Origin of the sequence: Streptomyces sp. NPDC046866 (genome assembly GCF_040704625.1) — a bacterium.
Lineage (GTDB): Bacteria > Actinomycetota > Actinomycetes > Streptomycetales > Streptomycetaceae > Streptomyces.
Genome location: NZ_JBEYXN010000001.1, coordinates 340,663 through 364,424, shown reverse-complemented (window position 1 = coordinate 364,424; position 23,762 = coordinate 340,663). Strand labels below are relative to the sequence as shown.

17 protein-coding genes are annotated in these 23,762 nt (G+C 73.7%); 13 read left to right on the top strand and 4 right to left on the bottom strand.

The window, feature by feature from the left end:
• Positions 1–42 precede the first annotated feature (42 nt).
• The 8 genes from AB0953_RS01700 to AB0953_RS01665 all read left to right on the top strand — a co-directional run bounded on the left by AB0953_RS01700 (position 43) and on the right by AB0953_RS01665 (position 12,591).
• Positions 43–1,638, top strand: coding sequence for an AMP-binding protein (locus AB0953_RS01700; RefSeq protein WP_366857349.1), 1,596 nt, complete (start codon positions 43–45; stop codon positions 1,636–1,638).
• The gene (locus AB0953_RS01695) at positions 1,638–2,885 is read left to right on the top strand and encodes an FAD-dependent oxidoreductase (RefSeq protein WP_366857348.1); all 1,248 of its coding nucleotides are present in this window, start codon (positions 1,638–1,640) and stop codon (positions 2,883–2,885) included. Before AB0953_RS01700 ends, AB0953_RS01695 begins: the two co-directional genes overlap by 1 nt.
• Positions 2,885–4,873: an FAD/NAD(P)-binding protein gene (locus tag AB0953_RS01690; RefSeq protein WP_366857347.1), complete on the top strand. Its 1,989-nt coding sequence runs from the start codon at positions 2,885–2,887 to the stop codon at positions 4,871–4,873. The genes AB0953_RS01695 and AB0953_RS01690 overlap by 1 nt, the downstream gene beginning before the upstream one ends.
• A complete protein-coding gene (locus tag AB0953_RS01685; RefSeq protein ID WP_366857346.1) occupies positions 4,870–6,342 on the top strand; it encodes a lyase family protein in 1,473 nt (490 codons plus the stop codon). The genes AB0953_RS01690 and AB0953_RS01685 overlap by 4 nt, the downstream gene beginning before the upstream one ends.
• A 73-nt stretch (positions 6,343–6,415) precedes the next feature.
• Positions 6,416–7,813 carry a nitrate/nitrite transporter gene (locus AB0953_RS01680; protein WP_366857345.1) on the top strand — a complete coding sequence of 466 codons (1,398 nt, stop codon included), beginning with the start codon at positions 6,416–6,418 and terminating at the stop codon, positions 7,811–7,813.
• Complete coding sequence (locus AB0953_RS01675) at positions 7,806–9,986, top strand: molybdopterin oxidoreductase family protein (protein WP_366857344.1); 2,181 nt, start codon at positions 7,806–7,808, stop codon at positions 9,984–9,986. The genes AB0953_RS01680 and AB0953_RS01675 overlap by 8 nt, the downstream gene beginning before the upstream one ends.
• Positions 9,983–11,389 (top strand): FAD-dependent oxidoreductase, encoded by a 1,407-nt coding sequence (locus AB0953_RS01670; protein ID WP_366857343.1) that lies wholly within the window; start codon positions 9,983–9,985, stop codon positions 11,387–11,389. The genes AB0953_RS01675 and AB0953_RS01670 overlap by 4 nt, the downstream gene beginning before the upstream one ends.
• A complete protein-coding gene (locus tag AB0953_RS01665; protein WP_366857342.1) occupies positions 11,386–12,591 on the top strand; it encodes an FAD-dependent oxidoreductase in 1,206 nt (401 codons plus the stop codon). The genes AB0953_RS01670 and AB0953_RS01665 overlap by 4 nt, the downstream gene beginning before the upstream one ends.
• 83 nt (positions 12,592–12,674) lie before the next feature.
• Here AB0953_RS01665 and AB0953_RS01660 read toward each other — a convergent pair whose 3' ends face one another.
• From AB0953_RS01660 to AB0953_RS01645, 4 genes are all read right to left on the bottom strand, one after another.
• Positions 12,675–13,907 carry an acyltransferase gene (locus tag AB0953_RS01660; RefSeq protein WP_366857341.1) on the bottom strand — a complete coding sequence of 411 codons (1,233 nt, stop codon included), beginning with the start codon at positions 13,905–13,907 and terminating at the stop codon, positions 12,675–12,677.
• Positions 13,908–14,014: 107 nt separating this feature from the next.
• Positions 14,015–15,388, bottom strand: coding sequence for an aldehyde dehydrogenase family protein (locus AB0953_RS01655; RefSeq protein WP_366857339.1), 1,374 nt, complete (start codon positions 15,386–15,388; stop codon positions 14,015–14,017).
• The gene (locus AB0953_RS01650; RefSeq protein ID WP_366857338.1) at positions 15,388–16,491 is read right to left on the bottom strand and encodes a phenazine antibiotic biosynthesis protein; all 1,104 of its coding nucleotides are present in this window, start codon (positions 16,489–16,491) and stop codon (positions 15,388–15,390) included. Before AB0953_RS01650 ends, AB0953_RS01655 begins: the two co-directional genes overlap by 1 nt.
• Before the next feature lie 120 nt (positions 16,492–16,611).
• A complete protein-coding gene (locus AB0953_RS01645) occupies positions 16,612–17,421 on the bottom strand; it encodes an arylamine N-acetyltransferase (RefSeq protein WP_366857337.1) in 810 nt (269 codons plus the stop codon).
• Between the two features lie 279 nt (positions 17,422–17,700).
• On the opposite strand from AB0953_RS01645, the gene AB0953_RS01640 reads away from it, so the two are divergent.
• From AB0953_RS01640 to AB0953_RS01620, 5 genes are all read left to right on the top strand, one after another.
• Positions 17,701–19,326 (top strand): carboxylesterase family protein, encoded by a 1,626-nt coding sequence (locus AB0953_RS01640; protein WP_366857336.1) that lies wholly within the window; start codon positions 17,701–17,703, stop codon positions 19,324–19,326.
• Positions 19,327–19,383: 57 nt separating this feature from the next.
• Positions 19,384–20,610, top strand: a complete 1,227-nt coding sequence (locus AB0953_RS01635) for an MFS transporter (RefSeq protein WP_366857335.1) — start codon at positions 19,384–19,386, stop codon at positions 20,608–20,610.
• Positions 20,611–20,636: 26 nt separating this feature from the next.
• Positions 20,637–22,025, top strand: a complete 1,389-nt coding sequence (locus AB0953_RS01630) for an FAD-binding oxidoreductase (protein WP_366857334.1) — start codon at positions 20,637–20,639, stop codon at positions 22,023–22,025.
• Positions 22,022–22,876, top strand: coding sequence for an arylamine N-acetyltransferase (locus AB0953_RS01625; RefSeq protein ID WP_366857333.1), 855 nt, complete (start codon positions 22,022–22,024; stop codon positions 22,874–22,876). Before AB0953_RS01630 ends, AB0953_RS01625 begins: the two co-directional genes overlap by 4 nt.
• Before the next feature lie 222 nt (positions 22,877–23,098).
• A complete protein-coding gene (locus tag AB0953_RS01620) occupies positions 23,099–23,584 on the top strand; it encodes a hypothetical protein (protein WP_366857332.1) in 486 nt (161 codons plus the stop codon).
• Positions 23,585–23,762 lie beyond the last annotated feature (178 nt).

Below are 23,762 nucleotides of genomic sequence, written 5' to 3'. Positions count from 1 at the left end.
ACCACCGGCCCCACCACCCCGTGACGTGAGAAAGGCAAGGCGATGATTCTTCAGCGCATCGGCAACAAGGGCATACGCCTCGGAACGCTCTTCGAGCGGGCCGCGAAGAAGCACCCGGCGAACGTCGTGATCCTCGACCACGACCTGGACATAGCCCCGGGCCTCGGCCGCCGGGCCACCGTGGCCGAGGTCGCGGACCTGATCGACGACATGGCCGCCCGGCTCTGGGCCGCGAACGTCCGCCCCAGCCGCCGCGTGGTGGTCTACAAGTCCGACGGTTTCGACATCACCCTGCTGGCCTGCGCGGTGGTCCGCATCGGCGCCGTACCGGTCCTGCTGTCGCCGAAGCTCGACGGCGAGACCGTCGCCGAGCTGGTGCGCCGCACCGACCAGCCCTACCTGCTCACCGACCAGGACAAGCTCGAGACCGAACTGCCCGCCTCCGTCTTCGAGGAGGCCGAGCAGGTCCTGCTGACCTCCGGCAGCTACCGCAACGCCACCGAGCTCGCCTCGCTCGCGGGCTCCCCCCGCGTGCCGGCCGTGACCATGCCGCCCGAGCACCCGACCCTGATCACGCACACCTCCGGCACCACCGGCACCCCCAAGCTCGCCGTCCACACCGGCGCCACCCTCCAGGCCCGCTACCGCCCGCAGGCCGCGATCACCAAGCCGCTGCTCCCGGGCCGCGAGACCATCGCGATGCACGTCTCCTTCGTGCACTCCCGCCTGATCACCGCCCTCGCGATCTCCCTCTTCCGCGGCTACCCGATCGCCGTGCTCGCCGACTCCGACCCCAAGAAGGCCGCCGACCTCTTCGCGCAGCTGCGGCCCGGCATCCTGGAGGCCCACCCCAACTCCTTCATGGAGTGGGAGGAACTCGCCGACGACCCGCGCAAGCCGCTGGCCAACGTCAAGCTGTTCAGCAGCACCTTCGACGCCATCCACCCGCGCACCGTGCAGCGGCTCCTGGCCGCCACCGAGCGCACCGCCCCGATCTTCGGCCAGCTGTACGGGCAGAGCGAGATCGGCCCGGCCGTGGCCCGGTCCTTCTCCAAGCGCCGCGGGCTCGACGCCGACGGCCGCTGCGTGGGCATGCCCTTCCCCGGCATGACCGACGTCCGCGTCGTCAGCCGCAACGGCCTGCCGGTCTCCGAGACCAACCCCGGCTTCATCGAGGTCAGGAGCGACGGCCGGATCGTCACCTACCTCGGCGAGCAGGAACGTTACGACAAGCAGGTCAACGACGGCTGGTGGCGCATGGGCGACGTCGGCTACCGCACCAAGTGGGGCTGCGTGCACCTGCTGGACCGCGAGGTCGACCTCATCGAGGGCTTCGGCTCCACCCTCGCCGCCGAGGACACCCTCTTCACCCGGCTCGAGGAGCTGGCCGAGGTCATCATCATCCCCGACGAGACCGGCCGCGCCGTCCCCGTCGTCTGCACCAAGGACGACCGGCCCCTGGACCCCGCCGCCTGGAAGGCCGCCACCGCCGGCCTGCCCCCGATGGCCGACCCCGTCCAGTGGCGCCAGTCCGACCTGCCGCAGACGGCCACCACCAAGATCAAGCGTCTCGAACTCGCCCGTCTGATCGCCTCCGGCGCCGGCGCCGGCTCGCAGCTCACCGAGGAGAAGGTCTGATGTCGAAGCTCATCATCGTCGGCGGCGGGATCGGCGGCCTGGCCACCGCCCTGGCCACCGCCCGGCAGGGCCACGAGGTCCTCGTCCTCGAGCGCGCCCCCGAGTTCGCCGAGATCGGCGCGGGCATCCAGCTCGCCCCCAACGGCCTGCACGCCCTCGACCGCCTCGGCCTCGGCGAGGCCGTCCGCTCCACCGCCGTGCAGATGGACGAGCTGCGCTTCATGGACGGGGTCACCGGCGAGCACGTCGTCAGCCTCGACCTGACCGAGCACTACCGCGAGCGCTTCGGCAACCCCTACGCCGTCGTCCACCGCGCCGAGCTCCACACCGAGCTGCTGGAGGCCTGCCGGGCCGTCGACACCATCGAACTGCGCAGCGCCGCCACCGCCGTCGGCTACGAGCAGGACGCGGCCGGTGCCACGGTCCTGCTGGAGGACGGCGAGCGGATCACCGGCGACGCCCTCATCGGCGCCGACGGCATCCACTCCGCCATCCGCGCCCAGCTCGTCGGCGACGGCGCGCCCCGCAACTCCGGGATCACCGTCTACCGGGCCCTGATCCCGATGGACCGGGTCCCCGAGGAGCTGCGCCACCTGACCTCGGTCACCTGGTGGACCGGCCCCGGCTGCCACTTCGTGCACTACCCGATCGCCGGCGGCAAGTACCTCAACCTCGCCGCCTCCAGCGACAACAAGCCCACCGAGGCGATCGCCGGCGTCCCCGCCACCGAGGGTGACATCCGCCGCGAGTTCGCCTCGCTCGGCGAGGACGCGCAGCGGCTGCTGGCACTCGGCGAGGGCTGGAAGTCCTGGGTGCTGGTCGACCGCGACCCGGTCGACACCTGGACCGACGGCCGGGTCGCCCTGCTCGGCGACGCCGCCCACCCGATGCTCCACTACGTCGCCCAGGGGGCCTGCCAGGGCCTGGAGGACGCGCTCGTCCTCGGCGACCTGCTCGACTGCGGCTCCGACGAACTGCCGCAGCGCTTCGAGAAGTTCAGCGCCGAGCGGCGCGAGCGCACCGGGCGGATCCAGCTCCTGGCCCGCGAGTCCATCAAGCTCTGGCACACCTCCGGCACCGCGGCCTCGGACCGCAACGCCGTCCTCAAGGGCTTCTCCCGCGACGAACTCCACGACTACGTCGCCTGGATGCACGGCCACCGCACCGCGGGCCCCGACCAGGCAGCCCCCCTTGCCACCGCCACCGCCACCGCCACCGCCACCACCGCCCAGAACGGAGTGAAGTGATGAACGCCGCCTCCTCGACCCTCCAGGTCGCCATCATCGGCGCCGGCCCCCGCGGCCTCTCCGTCCTGGAGCGGCTGTGCGCCAACGAGCGCCACAACCCCTCCCACGCCTCGGTCACCGTCCACGTGGTCGACCCCTCGGCGCCGGGCGCCGGCCAGGTCTGGCGCTCCGACCAGTCCCAGCACCTGCTGATGAACACGGTCGCCTCCCAGATCACCGTCTTCACCGACGACAGCGTCCGCACCGAGGGCCCCATCGAGCCCGGCCCGAGCCTGTACGAGTGGGCCCGGGAGGTGGCAGCCCTGGGCGCCGCGGACGAGGCCACCACCGCCGAGGCCCGCCGGCTCGGCCCGAACACCTACCCGACCCGGGCCTTCTACGGCAGCTACCTGCGCGCCACCTTCGAGCACGTCGTCGCCAACGCCCCCGCCCACGTCACCGTCGAGGTCCACCGCTCCCGCGCCGTGGCCATGGCCGACACCGAGGGCACCCCGGGCGGCCGGCAGGGCATCCGCCTGGAGGACGGCACCCGCCTGAACGCCTTGGACGCCATCGTCATGGCCCAGGGCCACGTCCCGGCGCGGCTCACGCCCCGCGAGGCGAAGACCGCGAGCATCGCCCGGATCCACCACCTCACCTACGTCACCCCGGCCAACCCCGCCGACCTCGACCTGAACGCGGTCAAGCCCGGCGAGAACGTGCTGCTGCGCGGCCTCGGCCTGAACTTCTTCGACCACATGGCGCTCTTCACCGCCGGCCGCGGCGGCACCTTCGACCGCCGCGAGGACGGCCGCCTCGTCTACCGGCCCTCCGGCAACGAGCCGAAGCTGTACGCCAGCTCGCGCCGCGGCATCCCGTACCACGCCCGCGGCGAGAACGAGAAGGGCGCCTACGGACGCTACCTGCCGCGCCTGCTCACGCCCGAGGCCATCGCCGGGATGCGCGAGCGCTCCCGGGGCGGCGAGGGCATCAGCTTCAACGAGGACCTGTGGCCGCTGATCTCCCGCGAGACCGAGAGCGTCTACTACGGCACCCTCCTGCAGACCCTCGGCCGCGGCGACGAGCGCGAGGAGTTCACCACCGGCTACCTCGCCCGGGAGCACGAGGCCGACCGGCTCGCCCTGCTGGACGCCTACGGCATCGGCGAGGAGCTGCGCTGGGACTGGCAGCAGCTCTCCCGCCCGTACGGCGACCGCGTCTTCGCCGACCGCGAGGACTTCCAGGCCTGGCTGGTCGGCTACCTGGAGCAGGACGTCAAGGAGGCCAGGGCCGGCAACCTCAGCGGCCCGCTCAAGGCGGCCCTGGACGTCATGCGCGACCTGCGCAACGAGATCCGCCTCGCCGTCGACCACGGCGGCCTCCACGGCGACTCGCACCGCGACGACCTCGAGGGCTGGTACACGCCGCTCAACGCCTTCCTGTCCATCGGCCCGCCGGCCTCCCGCATCGAGGAGATGATCGCCCTGATCGAGGCCGGGGTGCTCGTCCTGACCGGCCCGGGGACCGAGATCCGCGTCGACACCGCCGCCGGCGACGGGGCCACCTTCATCGCCCAGTCCCGCACGGTGCCCGGCCCCGCGGTCCGCGCCACCGTGCTGATCGAGGCCCGGCTGCCCGAGCCCGACCTGCGGCGCACCGACGACCCGCTGCTGCGCCACCTCCTCGACACCGAGCAGTGCACCACGTACCGGATCTCCGGCCCCGGCGGCACCTCGTACGAGTCCGGCGGCCTGGCGGTCACCGAGCGCCCGTACCGGCTGCTCGACGCGCGCGGCCGGGCCCACCCGCGCCGGTTCGCGTACGGGGTGCCCACCGAGTCCGTGCACTGGGTCACCGCGGCCGGCATCCGCCCGGGCGTCGACTCGGTCACCCTCGGCGACTCCGACGCCATCGCCCGCTCCGTCCTGGCCCTGCGGCCCGCCTCGGTGGCGCCCACCGGTGTCGCGCCGCTGCCGGCCGAGACCGACCTGACGGGAGTGCTGGTATGAGCCCCGCCGACACCGCGGGGTACGGGGCGCACCAGGGCCACGGGCCGCTCACCGACGCCGGGCTGCTCTCGCCGGTACGGGCCGGCACCCCCGCCGAGGAGGCCGTCTCGGACCTGGCCTGGCTGCAGGCGATGCTCGACGCCGAGGCCGCCCTGGCCCGCGCGCAGGCCGGGCTCGGCACCCTCCCCGCGGCGGCCGCCGCGACCATCACCCGGCTGGCCCGGGCCGAGAACCTGGACCTGAGGCAGCTGGCGCTGGCCGCCCGGGAGACCGCGAACCCGGTGGTGGGCCTGGTCCAGGCGCTGACCCGGGTGGTCGCGGCCGAGGACGCGCAGGCCGCCGAGTACGTGCACCGGGGCTCCACCAGCCAGGACATCCTGGACACCGGGGCCATGCTGGTGGCCGCCCGCACGCTGCGCCTGATCCGCGCCGACCTGGCGCGCACCGCCGCCGCCCTGGGCCGCCTGGCCGGGGAGCACCGGGACACGGCGATGGCGGGACGGACCCTCGCCCTCCAGGCCGTTCCCACCACCTTCGGCCTGAAGGCGGCGGGTTGGCGGCAGCTGCTGCTCGACGCGGACGAGCGGCTGGCCCGCGTCGCGGACGGCGGCCTCCCGGTGGCACTCGGCGGTGCGGCCGGGACCCTGGCGGGGTACCTGGAGTACGCACGGATCGACGGCGCGGACGGCGCGGGCCCTGCGGACGGCGGGCAGCAGGACGGCCCGCGCGATCCCGGCGCCTACCTCGACCGGCTGGTCGGCGCCTTCGCCGCCGAGACCGGGCTCGCCCGCCCCGTCCTGCCCTGGCACGCGCTGCGCACCCCGATCGCCGATCTGGCCGCGGCCCTCGCCTTCACCGCCGGCGCCCTCGGGAAGATCGCCGTCGACGTGCAGAACCTGTCGCGCACCGAGGTCGGCGAGGTGGCCGAACCGGCCGCGGCCGGCCGCGGCAGCTCCTCGGCGATGCCCCACAAGCGCAACCCGGTCCTGAGCACGCTGCTGCGCAGCGCCGCGCTGCAGGTGCCGGTGCTGGCCACCGGGCTGGTGCAGTGCCTGGTCTCGGAGGACGAGCGCTCGGCCGGCGCCTGGCACGCCGAATGGCAGCTGCTGCGCGAGGCCCTGCGCCTGGTCGGCGGCGCCGCCCACACGGCGGTGGAGCTCGCGGAGGGACTCACCCCCCGGCCCGAACGGATGCGGGAGAACCTGCTGCTGACCGGCAGCCAGGTCGTATCGGAGCGGATCGCGGCCGTGCTGGCACCGGAGTTGGGCAAGGTGCGCGCGAAGCAGCTGCTGACCGAGGTCTCGGCCGAAGCCGAGGCGAGCGGCAGGCCGCTGCCCGAACTCCTGGCGGAACACCCCGGACTTGACGGACGCTGGAGCACGCAGGAGCTCGCAGAGCTGTGCGATCCCGGCACGTACACCGGGGGCGCGGGGCCGCTCGTGGACGGCGCGCTGGCCCGGCGGCACTGAGCCCTTGAGTGCAACTGAACTGAACTGTATAGTTCAAGTCAGTTGAGCCCGTCGAACAGAAAGCCGAGGAGCCATGACGTCGCCCGCACGTCCCGCAACCGGACGCTGGATCGAGGACTGGGACCCCGAGGACGAGGAGTTCTGGCAGCGGACCGGCAGGCGGATCGCCCGCCGCAACCTGATCCTCTCGGTCCTCTCCGAGCACATCGGCTTCTCGGTGTGGAGCATGTGGTCCGTCCTGGTGCTCTTCATGTCGCCGGCGATCGGCCTGGGGTTCACCCCCGCCGAGAAGTTCCTCCTCGTCGTCGTCCCCACGCTCGTCGGCGCGGCCCTGCGCCTGCCCTACAGCTACGCGGTGACCCGCTTCGGCGGCCGCAATTGGACGGTGTTCGCCTCGGCCGTCCTGCTCCTGCCCGCCCTCGCCGCCTTCTGGTTCGTGCAGCAACCGGGCACCGAGCTCTGGGTGTTCCTGCTGATCGGAGCGCTCGGCGGAGTCGGCGGCGGCAACTTCGCCTCGTCGATGACCAACATCACCGCCCTGTTCCCGCAGCGCCTGCAGGGCTGGGCCCTCGGCATCAACGCCGGCGGCGGCAACCTCGGCGTCGCCGCGATCCAGCTGGTCGGCCTGCTCGTCATCGCCACCGCCGGCAGCACCCATCCCGCGTACGTCGTCGGCGCCTACCTCCCGCTGATCGTGCTGGCCGCGCTCCTCGCCGCCTGGAAGATGGACAACTTCGCCGCCGTGCGCAGTGCACCCGGCGCACAGCGCGAGGCCGCCCGCAACCCGCACACCTGGGTCATCTCCCTGCTCTACGTCGGCACGTTCGGCTCGTTCATCGGCTACGGCTTCGCCTTCGGGCTGGTCCTGCAGAGCCAGTTCGGCGCCACCCCGCTCGAGTCCGCCTCGTACACCTTCCTCGGTCCGCTGCTCGGCTCGCTGTTCCGGCCGGTGGGCGGGCTGCTCTCCGACCGGTGGGGCGGCGCCCGCGTCACCCTCGCCGCCTTCTGCGCCATGGCCGCCGGAACCGGTGTGCTGCTGCTGGCCTCGGCGCAGGGCTCCTACGGGCTCTTCATCGGCGGCTTCACCGCCCTGTTCGTACTGACCGGCATAGGCAACGGCTCGACGTACAAGATGATCCCGGCGGTCTTCGCCCGGCAGGCCCAGGACGCGGTCACCTCCGGGCACGACGCCGAGGAGGCCTTCGCCCGGGCCCGCCGGCTCTCCGGCGCGGTCATCGGCATCGCCGGCGCGGTCGGCGCCCTCGGGGGGGTCGGCATCAACCTGGTCTTCCGCAGCGCCTACAGCGGGCCGGCGAAGTCCGGCGAGCCCGCCTTCCTCGCCTTCCTCGGCTTCTACGTGGTGTGCGTGCTGGTCACCTGGGCGGTCTACCTCCGGCGCCGCCCGGCACCGGAGGCAGCCGCCCCGGCCGCCGGCGCCGCTGCATCCCGTACCGAGGCCTCCCGTGTCTGAGGCCCCCACCGCAACCGCCGCGGCCGCCCCCGCAGCCGCAACAGCCGAGGCCACCACCCACTGCCCCTACTGCGCCCTCCAGTGCGGCACCCGCCTCACCCACGCCGAAGGCCGTACCACCGTCGCCCCCACGCAGTTCCCGGCGAACCGGGGCGGCCTGTGCCAGAAGGGCTGGACGGCCCCCGCCCTCCTCGACACCCCCGGCCGCCTCACCCGGCCCCTGGTCCGCGGCGCCGACGGCCGGCTCGCCCCGGCCACCTGGGACGCGGCCCTCGACCTGATCGCCGACCGGCTGCAGCGGATCCGCGCCGAGCACGGCCCGGACGCGGTCGGCGTGTTCGGCGGCGGCGGCCTCACCAACGAAAAGGCCTACCAGCTCGGCAAGTTCGCCCGCGTCGCCCTCGGCACCAGCCAGATCGACTACAACGGCCGGTTCTGCATGTCCTCGGCGGCCGCCGCCGGCTCCGCCGCCTTCGGCCTCGACCGCGGCCTGCCCTTCCCCGTCACCGACCTCGCCGGCGCCGACGTCGTCCTCCTCGCCGGCGCCAACCCGGCCGAGACGATGCCGCCGCTGATGCGCCACCTCGCCTCCCCCGCCCTGATCGTCATCGACCCGCGCCGCACCCCCACCGCCGAGACCGCCGCCCTGCACCTGCAGCCCACCCCCGGCACCGACCTGGCCCTCGCCCTCGGCCTGCTGCACCTCGCCGTCACCGAGGGCCACACCGACCGGGAGTACGTCGAGCAGCGCACCACCGGCTTCGACGCCGCCTGGCGGCGCGCCGCCGCCTGGTGGCCCGAGCGCGTCGAGCGGGTCACCGGCGTCCCCGTCGCCGACATGCGCGAGGCCGTGGCGCTGCTGGCCGGCGCCCGGCGGGCGTACGTCCTGACCGGGCGCGGCGCCGAACAGCACAGCAAGGGCACCGACACCGTCGCCGCGTTCATCAACCTCGCCCTCGCCCTCGGCCTGCCCGGCCGCGAGGGCAGCGGCTACGGCTGCCTCACCGGCCAGGGCAACGGCCAGGGCGGCCGCGAGCACGGCCAGAAGGCCGACCAGCTGCCCGGCTACCGGATGCTCACCGACCCCGCCGCCCGCGCACACGTCGCCGCCGTGTGGGGCGTGGAGCCCGACTCCCTGCCCGGCCCCGGCCGCAGCGCGTACGAGCTGCTCGACGCCCTCGGTACGGACGGCGGGCCCCGCGCCCTGCTCGTCTTCGGCTCCAACCCGGTGGTCTCCGCCCCGCGGGCCGACCGGATCGGCGCCCGGCTGGCCTCGCTGGACCTGCTGGTCGTCGCCGACTTCGTGCCGTCCGAGACCGCCGAACTCGCCGACGTCGTCCTGCCCGTCACCCAGTGGGCGGAGGAGGAGGGCACCATGACCAACCTGGAGGGCCGGGTGCTGCGCCGCCGCCCGCTGCTGGCCCCGCCCGGCGCGGCCCGCAGCGACCTGGAGGTGCTCCGCGGCCTCGCGGTCCGCCTCGGCCAGGACCCCGCCCGCTTCCCCGCCGCGCCCCGCGAGGTCTTCGAGGAGCTGCGCCGGGCCTCGCGCGGCGGGCGCGCCGACTACTCCGGCATCAGCTACGAGCGCCTCGACTCCGGCGAGGCCCTGCACTGGCCCTGCCCCGCGACCCCCGACGGAGCCGCCCCGCACCCGGGCACGCCGCGGCTCTTCCTCGACGCCTTCGCGCACCCCGACGGGCTCGCCCGCTTCGCCGAGGTCGAGCACCGCGACGCCGCCGAGACCCCGGACGCGCGGTTCCCGCTGTACGCCACCACGGGCCGGGTGCTGGCCCAGTACCAGTCCGGCGCCCAGACCCGGCGCGTCCCCGAGCTGGCCGCGGCCGCGCCCGAGGCGCACCTGGAGGTCCACCCCGACACCGCCGGCCGGCTGGGGCTGGCCGAGGGCGCCGCCGCCCGGGTGACCTCGGCCCGCGGCAGCACGGTCGCGCGGGTCCGGCTCGTCGACTCGCTGCGGACGGACACGGTGTTCCTGCCCTTCCACTTCGCCGGGGCCGGGCGGGCCAACCTGATCACCTCGGCGGCGCTGGACCCGCGCAGCCGGATGCCGGAGTTCAAGGTGTGTGCGGTACGGGTGGAACCGGTCGACGCGGCTGCCGAAGCCGCCGGCCCCGCCACCGGCCCGGCCGCGGCGTCCGAGGGAGCCGGGCGGTGACCGCGGGCGAGGTGCTGGTGGTCGGCGGCGGCGCCGCGGCGCACCGGTTCGCGGAGCGGCTGCACCACCACGGCCACCGGGGCGGGATCACCCTGCTCGCCGCCGAGCCGCAGGCCCCGTACCACCGCACGCTGCTGACCTCCGTCCTGGACGGCACCCTGCCGGCCGGCGCCCTCGCCCTGCCCGAGCTCCCGGCCGGCGTCCGCCTGCACACCGGCACCGCCGTCACCCGCATCGACCGCGCCCGGCGCCTCGCCCACACCGCCGACGGCTCCGCGCACCGCTACGACACCCTCGTCCTGGCCACCGGCTCCCGCGCGGCCCTGCCGCCCCTCCCCGGGCTCGCCGGGCTCGGCCCCGCCGACGGGGTGGTGGCCCTGCGCACCCTCGCCGACGCCGGGCACCTGCGCCGGGCCGCGCCCGACGCGCGCCGCACCGTCGTGCTGGGCGGCGGGCTGCTCGGGGTGGAGGCGGCCGCCGCCCTGCGCCGCGCCGGGCACGAGGTGGCCCTCGTCCACCGCGGGCCGCACCCGCTGCGCCGGCACCTGGACGCGGCCGCGGGGGAGCTGCTGGCCCGGAGCCTGACCGGCCTGGGCATCGAGGTCCACGCGGACCGCGAGGCGGCCGGGTACTGCTCCGGCAAGCTCACCCTGGACGACGGCGCCGTGCTCGCCGCCGACACGCTGCTGCTGTGCACCGGGGCCGTGCCCGAGACGGACCTGGCCCGGCGGGCCGGGCTGGCCGTCCGCACCGGCGTCCTCGTCGACGGGGCCCTGCGCACCTCCGACCCGCGCGTCCACGCCCTCGGCGACTGCGCCGAGCACCCCGGCGACGCGGCCGGGCACCTCGAACCCGCCTGGGAGCAGGCGGAGTCCCTGGCCCGGCAGCTCACCGGGGCCGGCGGGGAGCACCGCGGGAGCCGCCGGGTGATCCGGCTGCGGGTGCCCGGCATCGACCTGGTCCGCCTCGGCGGCACCGGAGCCTCCGCCCGGCCGGGCGGCGAGGTGGTCACCTTCTGCGACCCCGCGGGCGGCCGGTACGCCCGGCTGACCCTGCACGGGCAGCGCATCACCGACGCGGTCCTGCTGGGCATGCCGAAGGCGATCGCCGCCGCGACCCGGCTCCACGAGCGCGACCTCCCGGTGCCCGCCGGGCGGCTGGAGTTCCTGCTCGGCATCGCACCGGCCGCGCCGGGCGCCGGGGAGCTGCCCGACGACGCCGTCGTCTGCCGGTGCAACAACGTCACCAAGCACGCCGTCACCGAGGCCTGCCGCAGCGGCGCCGCCGACGTGGCCGCCGTCGCCGCGGCCACCCGCGCCACCACCGGCTGCGGCGGCTGCACGGGCGCCGTCCGCGCCCTGTGCGGCGTCCCCGCCCGGACCGAAGGGAGCACGCCGTCGTGAAGACGCTCGCCGTCGCCGGCCACGGGATGGCCGGCCACCGCCTGGTTTCGGAGCTCCGCGCCCTCGACACGGCCGGCTCCTGGCGGGTGGTGGTCCTCGCGGAGGAGCCGCACGCCGCGTACGACCGGGTCGGGCTCTCCTCGTACCTGGACGGCCGCAGCGCCGCCGACCTGGCCCTGCCCGGCCCGTCGCCGGACACCGACCCCCTGGTCGACCTGCGCCTGGACACGCGGGTGACGGCCGTGGACCGGGGGGCCCGCACCGTGACCACCGCGACCGGGGAGGCGATCGGCTACGACGCCCTCGTCCTGGCCACCGGCTCGAAGCCGTTCGTCCCGCCCGTGCCCGGCCACGGCCTGCCGGGCTGCTTCGCGTACCGCTCCCTCACCGACCTCGACGCGATCCGCGAGGCGGCCGTACCGGGCCGCCCCGGTGTGGTCATCGGCGGCGGCCTGCTCGGCCTGGAGGCGGCGAACGCGCTGCGCCTGCTCGGCATGGAGCCGCACGTGGTGGAGCTCGCGCCGCGGCTGATGCCGGTACAGGTCGACGCGGCCGGCGGCGCGGTCCTCGGCCGGCGCGTGGAGGACCACGGGCTGCGCGTCCACTGCGGCGCCGCCACGGCTTCGATCGAGGCGGGCCCGGACGGCCGGGCCTCGGCGGTGGTCCTGGCCGACGGCACCGCCCTGGAGGCGGCGGTGGTGGTCTTCTCGGCGGGCGTCCGCCCCCGCGACGAACTGGCCGGCCCGGCCGGCCTGCCCACGGGCGAACGGGGCGGTTTCCTCACCGACCCCCTGTGCCGCACCCCCGACGACCGCATCTGGGCGATCGGCGAATGCGCAGCGGTCTCCGGCCGCACCTACGGTCTGGCCGCCCCCGGCTACCGCATGGCGGAATCGGTGGCCCGCCAGCTGACGGACTGCCCGGCCGAACCGTTCGCCGACCCCGACCTGTCGACCAGCCTGAAGCTCCTGGGCGTGGAGGTGGCCAGCTTCGGCGACGCCCACGCCGCCACGCCGGGCTCCATGACCCTGACCCGCCTGGACGACGCCTCGGGCACCTACGCCAAGCTGGTCCTCTCCCCCGCGCACACCCTCCTGGGCGGCATCCTGGTCGGCGACGCCCGCGCCTACCCCGATCTCCACCCGTTCCTGGGCCGCCCCCTCCCGCCCGCGGCCCACCGGCTCCTCACCGCCCCGGCCTGACCGGCCGGGCGCGGGCCGGGCGCGGACGGGGCGAGGCCCCCGTCCCGGGGGACGGGGGCCTCGCGGAACCGGGCAGGAGCGGGTCAGACCCTTTCGGCGACCTTGCTGTCCTCCGCGGTGGAGGGGGCGGCAGCCGCCGCGGCTGCGGCCCGTGCGGCCTTTGCCTTGCGGGACGTGGAGAAGCGGCGGGTCAGGGGGGCTTCCACCCAGGCGTACAGGGCCCAGGACAGCAGGACCGAGACGACCGCCTGGGCGGCGATCAGGGCCACGCCGACCGGGGTCGAGAAGAGCCGGTCGCCCAGGAGGTCCCGGGAGTAGGCCAGGACGATGTAGTGCAGCAGGTAGAAGGCGAAGGAGACCTCGCCGAGCCAGATCATGAAGCGGTTGTTGAACGGCGTCGGCTTGGCCTCCGCGTCGCGCGAGGCGACGGCCGCGATCAGCAGGACGATCGGGACGAGGGTGACGGCGCGCTGCCCGTAGAGGTGCTCCACGTTCATGGCGACCGCGTAGCTGACGGCCAGCAGCAGCGCCGACCAGGTCATGCCGATGTTGCGCCAGCGGCCGGTCATCACGGCGCGCGCCACGAGGATGCCGAGGGCGAAGTCCAGGAGCCGCACGGGCGGCAGGACGTACGCGAACCAGTACTGCACGGTCGAGGTGCCGTCGGCGCCGGGCATCTGCATGCCGCCGCCCGGGATGACCGCGTAGGTCAGGGTCGGCGTGAGGAACACGGCGGCGATGGTGCCGGCGATCCAGTACTTCAGCTTCGCCGGATCGATCTTCTTGATGAGCAGGTAGAGCAGCGGGAAGGAGAGGTAGAAGATCGCTTCGGCGCCGAGGGACCAGCTGGGCGGGTCCACGCTGAAGTTGGTCGCGAAGTCGGGCACCCACACCTGGACCATCAGCAGGTTGACCACGGCCTGCCAGGGCTTGGTCATGACGGCGGCGAACGTGGCGAGGGCCAGCGCCCAGGTGATCACGTAGTTGGGGTAGATCTTCACGAAGCGGCGGCGCCAGAAGGCGCGGAAGGTGTCCTTCTCGCGGGCCGACCAGGTCAGGACGAAGCCGCTGAGGACGAAGAAGAAGGTGACGCCGAGGGCGCCGGCCTGGGAGACGTACTTGGCGAACTGGTCGTTGGCCGTGTCGGACTCGAAGAGCCGGATCCACGGGACGCCGAGGGAGGCGTGGAAGAGGAAGACCAGGAGGGCCGCGGGGAAGCGCAGGCCGGTCAGGGAGTCGAGTCTGGGGAGCTTCCCCGGTCTGGGGCCGGATCCTCCGATTCCGATTCCGGTCTCGTGCGTGGGCGTGGCAGGCATGGCAGGTGTGCCCTTCTCGGGAGGTCGGTGGGTGGGGCGGCGCGTGGGTACGCCGCTGCGGGCCGCGGCGGGCGTCGGCGGCCGCGGCCCGCAGGGGTACGGCGGTCTCAGTCGCGGATGACGGTCTTGGTCCGCATCAGGAACTCGCCGAGGTAGCTGTCGTGCGGGACGCCCGGCCGGATCCAGTACGTCGGGTGGTCGCCCAGGTAGACGTTGCTGATCGTGGGCTCCTGGAGGAGCTCCTCGATGAGCTCCTCGTCGTCCGTGAACGCCGTGAGCACCAGCGAGTTGCGCAGCGGCCCGATCCCGTCGGCGGGGGTCCAGGGGGCCACCCACACGCAGGGGAAGGGCAGTTCGATGCCGGCCTGCTCGGCGTCCGGCCGCTCCAGGCGGTGCACCGCCGGGCGCAGTACGGCGCTGCCGTCGCCGAGCTCCTCCACGATGCCCTCGCCGCCCAGGTGGGCCACGGTGCCCTCGGCCCGGGCGAGCAGGAACTTCTCCAGCTTGCGCGCGCCCTCCACCGGCTGGACCGCGAGCACGGCCTTCTCGTCCTGCGGCGGCAGGCTCGGGATGGTCGCGAGCCGCTCGGCGATGGCGTCGGCCAGCGGCGCCGGGTCCCCGTCGACCAGCACGGTGGTGGCGTTGATGCAGGCCACCCCGCCCTGGTGGCTGATGGAGTCGACGATGGTGTCGAGGTGGTCGCGCCAGTCGGCGTCCGCCGGGACGAGGATCTTCGAACGGCCGGGTCCCTGCGGCAGCACGCGGGTGCCGGCGTACTTGCGGACGACCTCGTCGCCGCCGTACACGAGCCCGTAGTCGGCGCTGCGCAGGATCTCGTCCGCGGCCTCGTAGTCGGTGGGCAGCAGGACGACCTGGTCGTTGCCGAATCCGGCCGCGCGCAGCGCGGAGATCAGGCGGTGCGGGGTGAACGGCTCGCGGCGCGAGGGCCGTACGGCGACCCGGTAGCCCATGGCGAGCGCCTCGACCCACAGGGAGTGCGGCCCGGGGTGGTTGCCGGCGGCGTGCACCGCGAAGACGTCGCCCCTGCGGGTCCACACGGCGCTGCCGCCGCGGGTGCCGTCCTCGCGCCAGTCGGCCACCGCGCCGACCGGGCGGGCCTGGTACGCGGCCACCGGGGCGACCTCGGTGGCCTCGATGATGGCGGCGGTCGCCGCCTGCACGACGCCGATCGGCACGCCCGAGACGCGGGCGACGGTGCGCTCGTACTCGGCGAAGGTCAGGCCGTCGATGGTCTCCTCGGCGAAGATGCGCCCGGCCCGGGCCAGGGCCTCGGTGCGCTCGGCGGCCGGCATGGTGCGCGCCTTGCGCAGGGCGTCCATCGCGCGGGTGACGAACAGCTTGGGCACCAGGCTGAGTTCGGCGACGGGCGCGCCCGTCACATCGGCCACCGTCGTGCGCTTGCGCGCGCGGAACGGTCCGGCGGGCCCGAGCGCGTCCAGCGTGATCAGGCCGTCGCCCATCAGTACACCCCCTCGATGACCTTCTCGTTGTCGAACTCCTGGACCGGGGCGATGTCCGCGACGGAGTCGCCGATCTGCCACCCGCCCTCGGGGCCCGGCACGCGCGTCGCGTGGTCGCGCTCGAGGTTGTTCGGCATGAACAGCGCCTTGCTGACGTGGTGCATGACGACCTGGCCGCGCTCGCCGTAGGCGACGGTCTCGCGGGTCTCGGGGTCGACGACGTCGAAGACCATGTGCGGGGCGAACGGGTCGTAGATGCACGGGTCGTCGTCGGTCAGGCCGGGGCGCTCGCTGGCGTTGCCGAGGATCATCGTCGAGCCGTAGCCGCTGTACAGGTGGGCCTTGGGGAAGACCTCGGTGCGGTACAGGTAGCGGGTGTCGGCGTCCATCTGGGTGCCGACCCAGTTGATCGCCTTGACCTTCTCGTCGATGAGCTTGGCCAGGTCCTCGCGGCGGGCGAGGCGCTCCAGGACCGGCGGGGTGCACATGAGGACGCCGATGTCCTGGGTCTGGAGCAGGAAGGCGACCTGGTCGACGATGTGCTCGGCGTAGGCGCCGGCCTCGGCGGTCTTGCCGTCGGCGATGAGCTTCTTGACCCAGCGCGGGTCGAGGTCGACGGTGAAGGCCAGACCGCCGCGGAAGGCCGTCTGCCGCTTGATCACGTCGCCGACCATGTGCGGGCCGGTCGGGGCCACGACCAGCCAGTTGACGCCCTGCGGGACGCCGTGGCGGTCCAGCTGGGCGCTGCTCCAGGCCAGCAGGCGGTCCAGCCACTCCTGGAGCAGGACGATGCGCTTGGGAGCGCCGGTGGTGCCGCCGCTCTCGTAGACGCCCACGACGTCCGGCCGGTCGCCGTAGCCGCGGGGTATGAGGTCCTCGGCCCGGACGTCTCGCAGTTCGTTCGCGAGGTTCGGGAACCGGCGCAGGTCCTCGAATCCGCCGATGTCGGTCAGCGGGTCGAATCCGAGCTTTTCCGCGCGCTCCAGCCAGAACGGCGAACCCGTTTCCGGGGAGAAATGCCACCGCAGGGCGGCGCGCAGGAATTCATCGGGGTCCGGCTGGGTGTCGAGTGGAAATTCCAGCAAGGGATCAACGGTGGACACAATGCTCCTTCCGGGTACGGAGTTACGCCGTACTCTTCGCATCGTGCGCCGGGCCGGCGGAGCCGGTCCACGTAATTCGGATGAGTCCGTCAACTGCCCGCGATCCGTCAACTGCCCCTGTCAGGTCAGCCTGATCCCGAGCGTGCGGCCCGCGCCCTCGCCCGTCGGGAGTTCGTCGAGGTCCATGCCGAAATGGGTGCGGTACGCGGCGAGCAGGTCCGCGTCCGTCTCGGGCTTCTCGATCGTGCGCGTGCCGCCCTCGATCCTGACCAGGCGCCTGTCCTTCAGCGTGACCCGGCCGCCGTCGGCGAGCGGGAGCGAGCAGAACAGCTCCTGGAGGAAGGGCGAGTCGGGGGCGGTGCGCCACCACCACAGCGTGGGCCCGAAGTCCTCCAGGCGGCAGGGCCGGTCGTCGATCCGGTACAGCGGCCGGCCGTCGAGGGACACGTCGAACCCGCCGACCCCGTCCTGCGCCTGCGCGACCAGGTAGCCTCCGTGCGGGTCTTCCTGCAGGTCAGGGCTGTTCAGCCGGAGCGGGTGGCGGCTGTTGCGGCCGAAGCCGGCGTCGACCAGCCACGCCTCGCCGTCCAGCATCACCCGCAGCGCCAGGTGGCACATGGCCGGTCCCAGGCCCTCGGGGCGGTGGACCCGCCCCGGCAGCACCTCGACCGCGTAGCCGAGGGAGGCCAGCAGGACCCCGAAGGCCGAGTTGACCTCGTAGCAGCCGCCGCCCCGGCGCTGCCGCACGATCTTGTCGAAGGCCTGCGCGCCGAGGTGGATGTCCCGCCCCAGGTGGTAGTCGATGTTCTCGAAGGGAACGGACAGCACGTGCCGCTCCTGGAGGTGGCGCAGCCCTTCGAGGCCGGGGACCGCAGGCCTCTGCGCGCCGATCCGGTCGAGATATCCGGCCACTTGCGCGTCGTCCAGCATCGCATTCTCCTTGACCTTGCAGCCATTACCGTTCGCCCATTCCCGCGTGCGGGCACCCGGGCATTCGAACCCGGCAGCATACGCCGCAAAAAAAATACACGGCCACCCCTTGCCCGATCTCCGATCTGACGGATAATCCGGCACCTGACACAGTGCCCCGGCACGGCTTGCCGCCCTCTTGCGCGGTTACCAGCATCGGATGGTCCAGAGTCATCCGACGCTGCGCATCAGAAAAGTCGGTGTGACTGACCGCCCGCCGATGACGACGGAGAATTCGACGTGCTGGCCCCATCTTCCGACCACAGCCCTTCGCCGGAGCCCGGGGACGACGTCCTGGCCCGCACGACCGCCGGCGTGATCTCCGGCGAGCGCGCCGGCCGGCTGTCGGTCTTCCGCGGCATCCCGTACGCCGCCCCGCCGGTCGGCGACCTGCGCTTCGCCTCGCCGCGCCCGCCCGCCCCCTGGGAGGGGGTCCGCGAGGCCAAGGCCTTCGCCCCCGAGTCGCTCCAGCCGATCATCCCCGGCAGCTCCGAGGACTCCCTGTACGCCAACGTGTGGACGCCCGGCACCGCCCCGGAGACCCTGCGCCCGGTCCTCGTCTACATCCACGGCGGCGGCTGGATGGTCGGCGGCGGCAGCCTGCCCGTCTACGACGGCGCACGCCTCGCCGACCGGGGCGACCTGGTCGTCGTCACCTTCAACTACCGCCTCGGCGCGCTGGGGTTCGGCCTCCACGAGGAGTACGCCGATCCCGAGACCGGCGACTTCGCCGACTGGGGCCTGCAGGACCAGGCGGCGCTGCTGCGCTGGGTCCACGCCAACGCGGCCGCCTTCGGCGGCGACCCGGGCAACATCACCGTCGCCGGCACCTCCGCGGGCGGCGCCAGCACCTGGCAGCTCGCCCTGCAGCCCGAACTGCGGCCGATCATCCGCCGGATCGTCCCGATCAGCGCCTGCCACGTGTGGGACCCGTCCACCTCGCTGACCCCGGCCGACGCGCGCCGCGCGTACGAGAGCATCGCGGTCCGCCTCGGCACGACGGTGGCGGGGCTGCGCGAGGTGCCGGCGGCCACGCTGATGCAGGCCTGGGAAGAGCTGTTCGGCGGCCTGCCCGGCGAGCGCGAGATCGGCAGCGGCCGCGAGTTCCGCGGCCCGGTGGTCGACGGCCGCCACGTGCCCGCCTTCGACTGGCAGCTGCCCACCCCCGACGTGCCGATCATGGCGATCCACACCCGGACCGAGGGCTCCTTCTACACCGGCCCCTGCCCCCCGCAGCCGACCCCGACCCCGCCGCCCACCGACGCGGCGGAACTGCGCGAGGCCGTGCGCGGCGTCCTGGACAAGGGCTCGGCCAAGGTCACCGACGAGCTGGTCGACGCCTGCCTGGCGGCCTACCGCGAGGCCGCCGAGGCCGAGGGACTGCCGCAGGACCCGCTGTCGCTGTGGACGGAGGTCTGGGGCGACGCCCTGTTCCGCTACCAGATCGTGCGGCTGTCGGAACGGCACGCCCGCGAGGGCCGCACCCCGCAGTACGTGATGGAGTTCGCGCACCCGGTGCGCGCCCCGCACCACGGCACCCCGCACGAGGCGACCTCGCCGTTCCTGTTCGGCACGTACGCCGACACCGCGGCCATCGCCGCCACCTACCCCGTGCCGCAGTCCACGCCGCTGTTCCACGACGGGCCGGCCGAGCGCGCCGTCTCCGAGACCTTCATGGACCTCGTGGCCGCGTTCGCGCGCGGCGGCGCCCCCGCCGCGCCGGCGGTCCCCGAGTGGCCGGTCTTCGACCCGGAGCGCCCCAGCACGCTGGTCCTCGGCGGCGAGCGGATCGCGCAGATCGCGCCGACCTCGAAGGCGCGGCAGCTGCGGTTCTGGGACGAGTCCGGCTGGGTCCCCCGCCCCTGAGCTGCCGGCCCGCCGCGGCCTGCCCCGCCCCCGTCCGACACGAATGAGGTTCCTGCCATGACAACACTCGAAACGCCCGCCGAGACCGGCGCCCCGCCGCAGGCCGGCGCCGAGGCCGCCGAGCCCACCTCCCTCAAGAGCTGGCTCGCGGTCGTCTCCGTCGCCGTCGGCATCTTCACCCTGGTCACCGCAGAGCAGCTGCCCATTGGCCTGCTCACCTCCGTCGGCTCCGCCCTGGACGTCTCCGAGGGCACCGCCGGCCTCATGGTGACGGTGCCCGGCCTGGTCGCCGCGGTGTCCGCCCCGCTGATCCCGGTGCTCGTCGGCCGCATGGACCGCCGCTTCCTGCTGGTCGCGCTGATGACCGTGATGGCCGTCGCCAACGCCATCACCGTGCTCGCGCCCAACTTCGGCGTCCTGCTCGCCTCCCGCATCCTGGTCGGCATCACCATCGGCGGCTTCTGGGCCATCGCGGGCGGCCTCGCCTTCCGCCTGGTCCAGCCGGCGGCGATCCCGCGGGCCACCGCGCTGATCTTCGGCGGTGTCGCCGCCGCCAACGTCCTCGGCGTGCCCACCGGCACCCTGATCGGCGGCCTCGCCGGCTGGCGCACCGCGTTCGCCACCCTCGGCGTCCTCGCCTTCGTGGTCCTCGTCGCCCTGCTGGTGCTGCTGCCGCCGCTGCCCGCCACCAAGCCCGTCAGCGTCCGCGAGCTGCTGGGCCAGTTCGGCAACCGCGGCGTGCGCGCCGGCATCATCGCCACCGCCCTGATCGTCACCGGGCACCTGGCCGCGTACACCTACGTCAGCCCCATGCTCCAGCAGGTCTCCGGCATCGACGAGGACCTGATCAGCGTGCTGCTGCTGGGCTTCGGCGTCGCCGGCATCGTCGGCAACTTCGTCGCCGGGGCGGCCGTCGCGAAGAACCTGGGCCGCACCATGACCGTCATCATCCTCGCGCTGGCCGCCGCGATGCTGCTGTTCCCGCTGCTCGGCAAGAGCCAGGCCGGCGGCATCGCGCTGTTGGTCCTGTGGGGCCTGGCCTTCGGCGGGGTCTCGGTCAGCCTCCAGACCTGGATGCTGAAGTACGCGCCCGACGCCATGGAGGCCGCCTCCGCGCTGTGGGTGTCCGTCTTCAACCTCTCCATCGCCCTCGGCGCGCTCGTCGGCGGTCTCATCGTCGACAACATCGAGCTGACCACCGTCGCCTGGATCGGCGGCGCCGTGGTCCTGCTGACCGCCGCCACCCTCCCGAGCCTGCGCACCCCCGCCAAGGCAGCCCCGTGAGCCACCCGTTACAGGAAGGAACGTCCGTGTCCCCCACCGACCTGTCCGCGCTCGGCGCCGAGCTGCGCGGGCCGCTCCTGCTGCCCGGCACCGACGCGTACAAGGAGGAGACCCTCGGGTTCAACCGGATCCTGTCCGAATCCCGGCCGGCGGCCGTCGTCCTCGCCGACGGCACCGCCGACGTCATCGCCACCGTGCGCTTCGCCGCCCGGGCGGGCCTGCCGGTCGCGGTCCAGGCGACCGGGCACGGCGTCGCCCGGCTCGCCGACGGCGCGATCCTGATCAACACCCGCAACCTCACCGGCGTGCGCGTCGACCCGCGCAGCCGCACCGCCCGCGTCGAGCCCGGCGTCCAGTGGAGCCGGGTCATCCAGGAGGCCGCCGCGTTCGGCCTGGCCCCGCTCAACGGCGCCTCCCCGGGCGTCGGCGTCGTCTCGTACACCCTCGGCGGCGGCCTCGGCCCGCTGGGCCGCTCGTACGGCTACTCCGCCGACCACGTCAAGAACGCCGACGTCGTCACCGCCGACGGCGAGCTGCGCCACGTCTCCCCCGAGGACCACCCGGACCTGTTCTGGGCGCTGCGCGGCGGCAAGGGCAACTTCGGCGTGGTGACCTCGATCGAGATCGGCCTCTTCCCGGTCTCCCGGCTCTACGGCGGCGGCCTGTTCCTGCCCGGCGAGCACATCGAGGAGATCCTGCGGACCTGGCGGGACTGGACGCGCACCGTCCCGGACGCCATGCAGTCCTCGATCGCCGTGATGCGCTTCCCCGACATCGACGTGCTGCCCGAGCCGGTCCGCGGCCGCTTCCTCGCGCACATCCGGATCGCGTTCAACGGCTCGAACGAGGAGGGCGAGGAGCTCCTGCGCCCGCTGCGCGCGATCGCGCCGGCCGTCCTCGACACCGTCGCGGACATGCCGTACACGAACGTCGCCGACATCAACATGGACCCGACCGTCCCGGCGGTGTACTTCGAGCGCTCCGCCCGCATCCGGGAGCTCGACGACGCGGCGATCGACAGCCTGCTGCCGCTGATCAAGGAGGGTGCGGAGGGGGTCCGCCCCGGCATCGAGCTGCGCCACCTCGGCGGCGCGCTGGGCCGGCAGCCCGAGCACCCCAACGCGCTGCCGTACCGGGAGACCGCGTACACGCTGTTCGCGGGGGCGCCGGTGTGGCCCGAACACGTCCAGGACGTAAGGGAGTTCCAGGAGCGGCTGATGGAGACGATGCAGCCCTGGCGCATCGGCGGCCCGTTCCTGAGCTTCATCAGCGCCCTGGAGAGCACCCCCGAGTACCTGCGGTCGGCGTACGACGAGGAGACGTACGCCCGGCTCGTGGCCGTCAAGGACGCCTACGACCCGCAGAACGTGTTCCGGGTGAACCACAACATCCCGCCGAGCGGGTGGAAGTCATGACCAGCAGGACGAGTGAGGAGACGGCGGAGAACATGCTCAGCGATGCGATGGTGGACGCGTACCTGGAGCGCATCGGCGCCCGGCGGCCGGAGAAGGCCGACCTCCACGGGCTGCGGCACCTCCAGGAGCGGCACGTGCTCTCGGTGCCCTTCGAGAACATCGACTACCACGTGGAGGGCGCCGAGCTGAGCCTGGAGCGCGACTTCCTCCACGACAAGATCGTGCGCCGGCGCCGCGGCGGCGGCTGCTACGAGCTGAACCCGTCCTTCGGGCACCTGCTGGAGGCCCTCGGCTACTCGGTGGAGATCCTCGCCGGGCAGGTCTTCCTCGGCGGCGAGTTCGGCGCCCCGCTGTGCCACCTGGCGCTGCGCGTCCACGCGGACGGCAAGGACTGGCTGGTCGACGTCGGCTTCGGCAAGGGCAGCCGCTTCCCGCTGGAGATCGGGGCGCAAGGGGTGCAGAAGGACCCGCACGGCGAGTTCGAGGTGGTGACGCCCGAGGAGGGCGGGATCCAGGTCGTGCTCGACGGCGGCATCCAGTACCGGCTGGACGAGCGGCCGGTGCGGATCGAGGACTTCTACCCGACCCTGTGGTGGTACCGCACCGCGCCGGACTCGGTGTTCCTGCACAACCTGATCGCCTCGATGCAGAAGGAGTCCGGCCGGGCCACCGTCAACGGCCGGGAGCTGGTCCTCACCGACGCCGGCGGCACGCGGACGGTGGAGCTGGCGGACGACGCGGCCCTGCGCGCCGCGTACGAGGAGCACTTCGGGATCGTGCTCGAGCCCGGCGTCATGCCGAAGCAGCCGGAGGTGGATCCGGCGGTCCGCATCATCATGCAGATCGACTGATTTCCCGTTCGCCCCTTTTCCTACGGGCCCCCGTTCTGCACGCATTCCGGTGCGGAACGGGGGCTTTTTCAGGCCGCCGAATAGAAATCCGGCCGACCTGACGAATCGAAAGCCGGTCCGTACCGCGGGGGAATTCACGCGGCCATCATGGAATCGAAGCCGCCGTGCGATACGCCGGCCCCGGCAATCCACCCCCATTGACGATTTCCTGGGAGAATTCAGATGCGCAAGAGCACCCGTATCAAGGTCGGCGTCCTCGCCGGTGTCGCCGCGCTGGCCACCGCCACGGCGGTCACGGGCTCCGCGAACGCCGCCGTCGAGGGCGGCAGCACCTGCTACACCCTGCCGGGCAGCTGGAAGGTCGTCGACGACAACACCCACGAGACCTTCCTCGGCAGCTACTACGGCAGCGCCACCGCCACCTCCGGCGTCGTCAACTTCACCTCGCCGAACAACACCACGACCGCCTCCCACGGCGAGTGGCGCCAGACCGGCTGCGGCACCTACTCCGACACCGACGTCGCCTTCCTGATCGGCACCGACGGCAAGGCCGCCTCGACCATCACCTTCAAGGCCAACATCACGGTGACCGGCAAGAACACCGCCAACTTCGACTTCGCCTTCACCATCAACAACCTGGACGGCTCGTACGTCACCTCCGGCGCCTCCACCGGCAAGGCCACCCGCATCGCCGTCCAGCCCCGCTGACCGCACCACCTCTCCTGCGGCCTTCCCTTCCCCCTGTGAGGCCCCCGTACGGGCCCGGCGATCCCCCCGCCGGGCCCGTACGGCTTTTCCGACGGGGCCGCCCGCTTCTGCGCTGCCGGGCTGCCGGCCTCGTACGCGGCCCACGCGAAACGAAAGGGCCCGTGGCGCGCACCGGTCC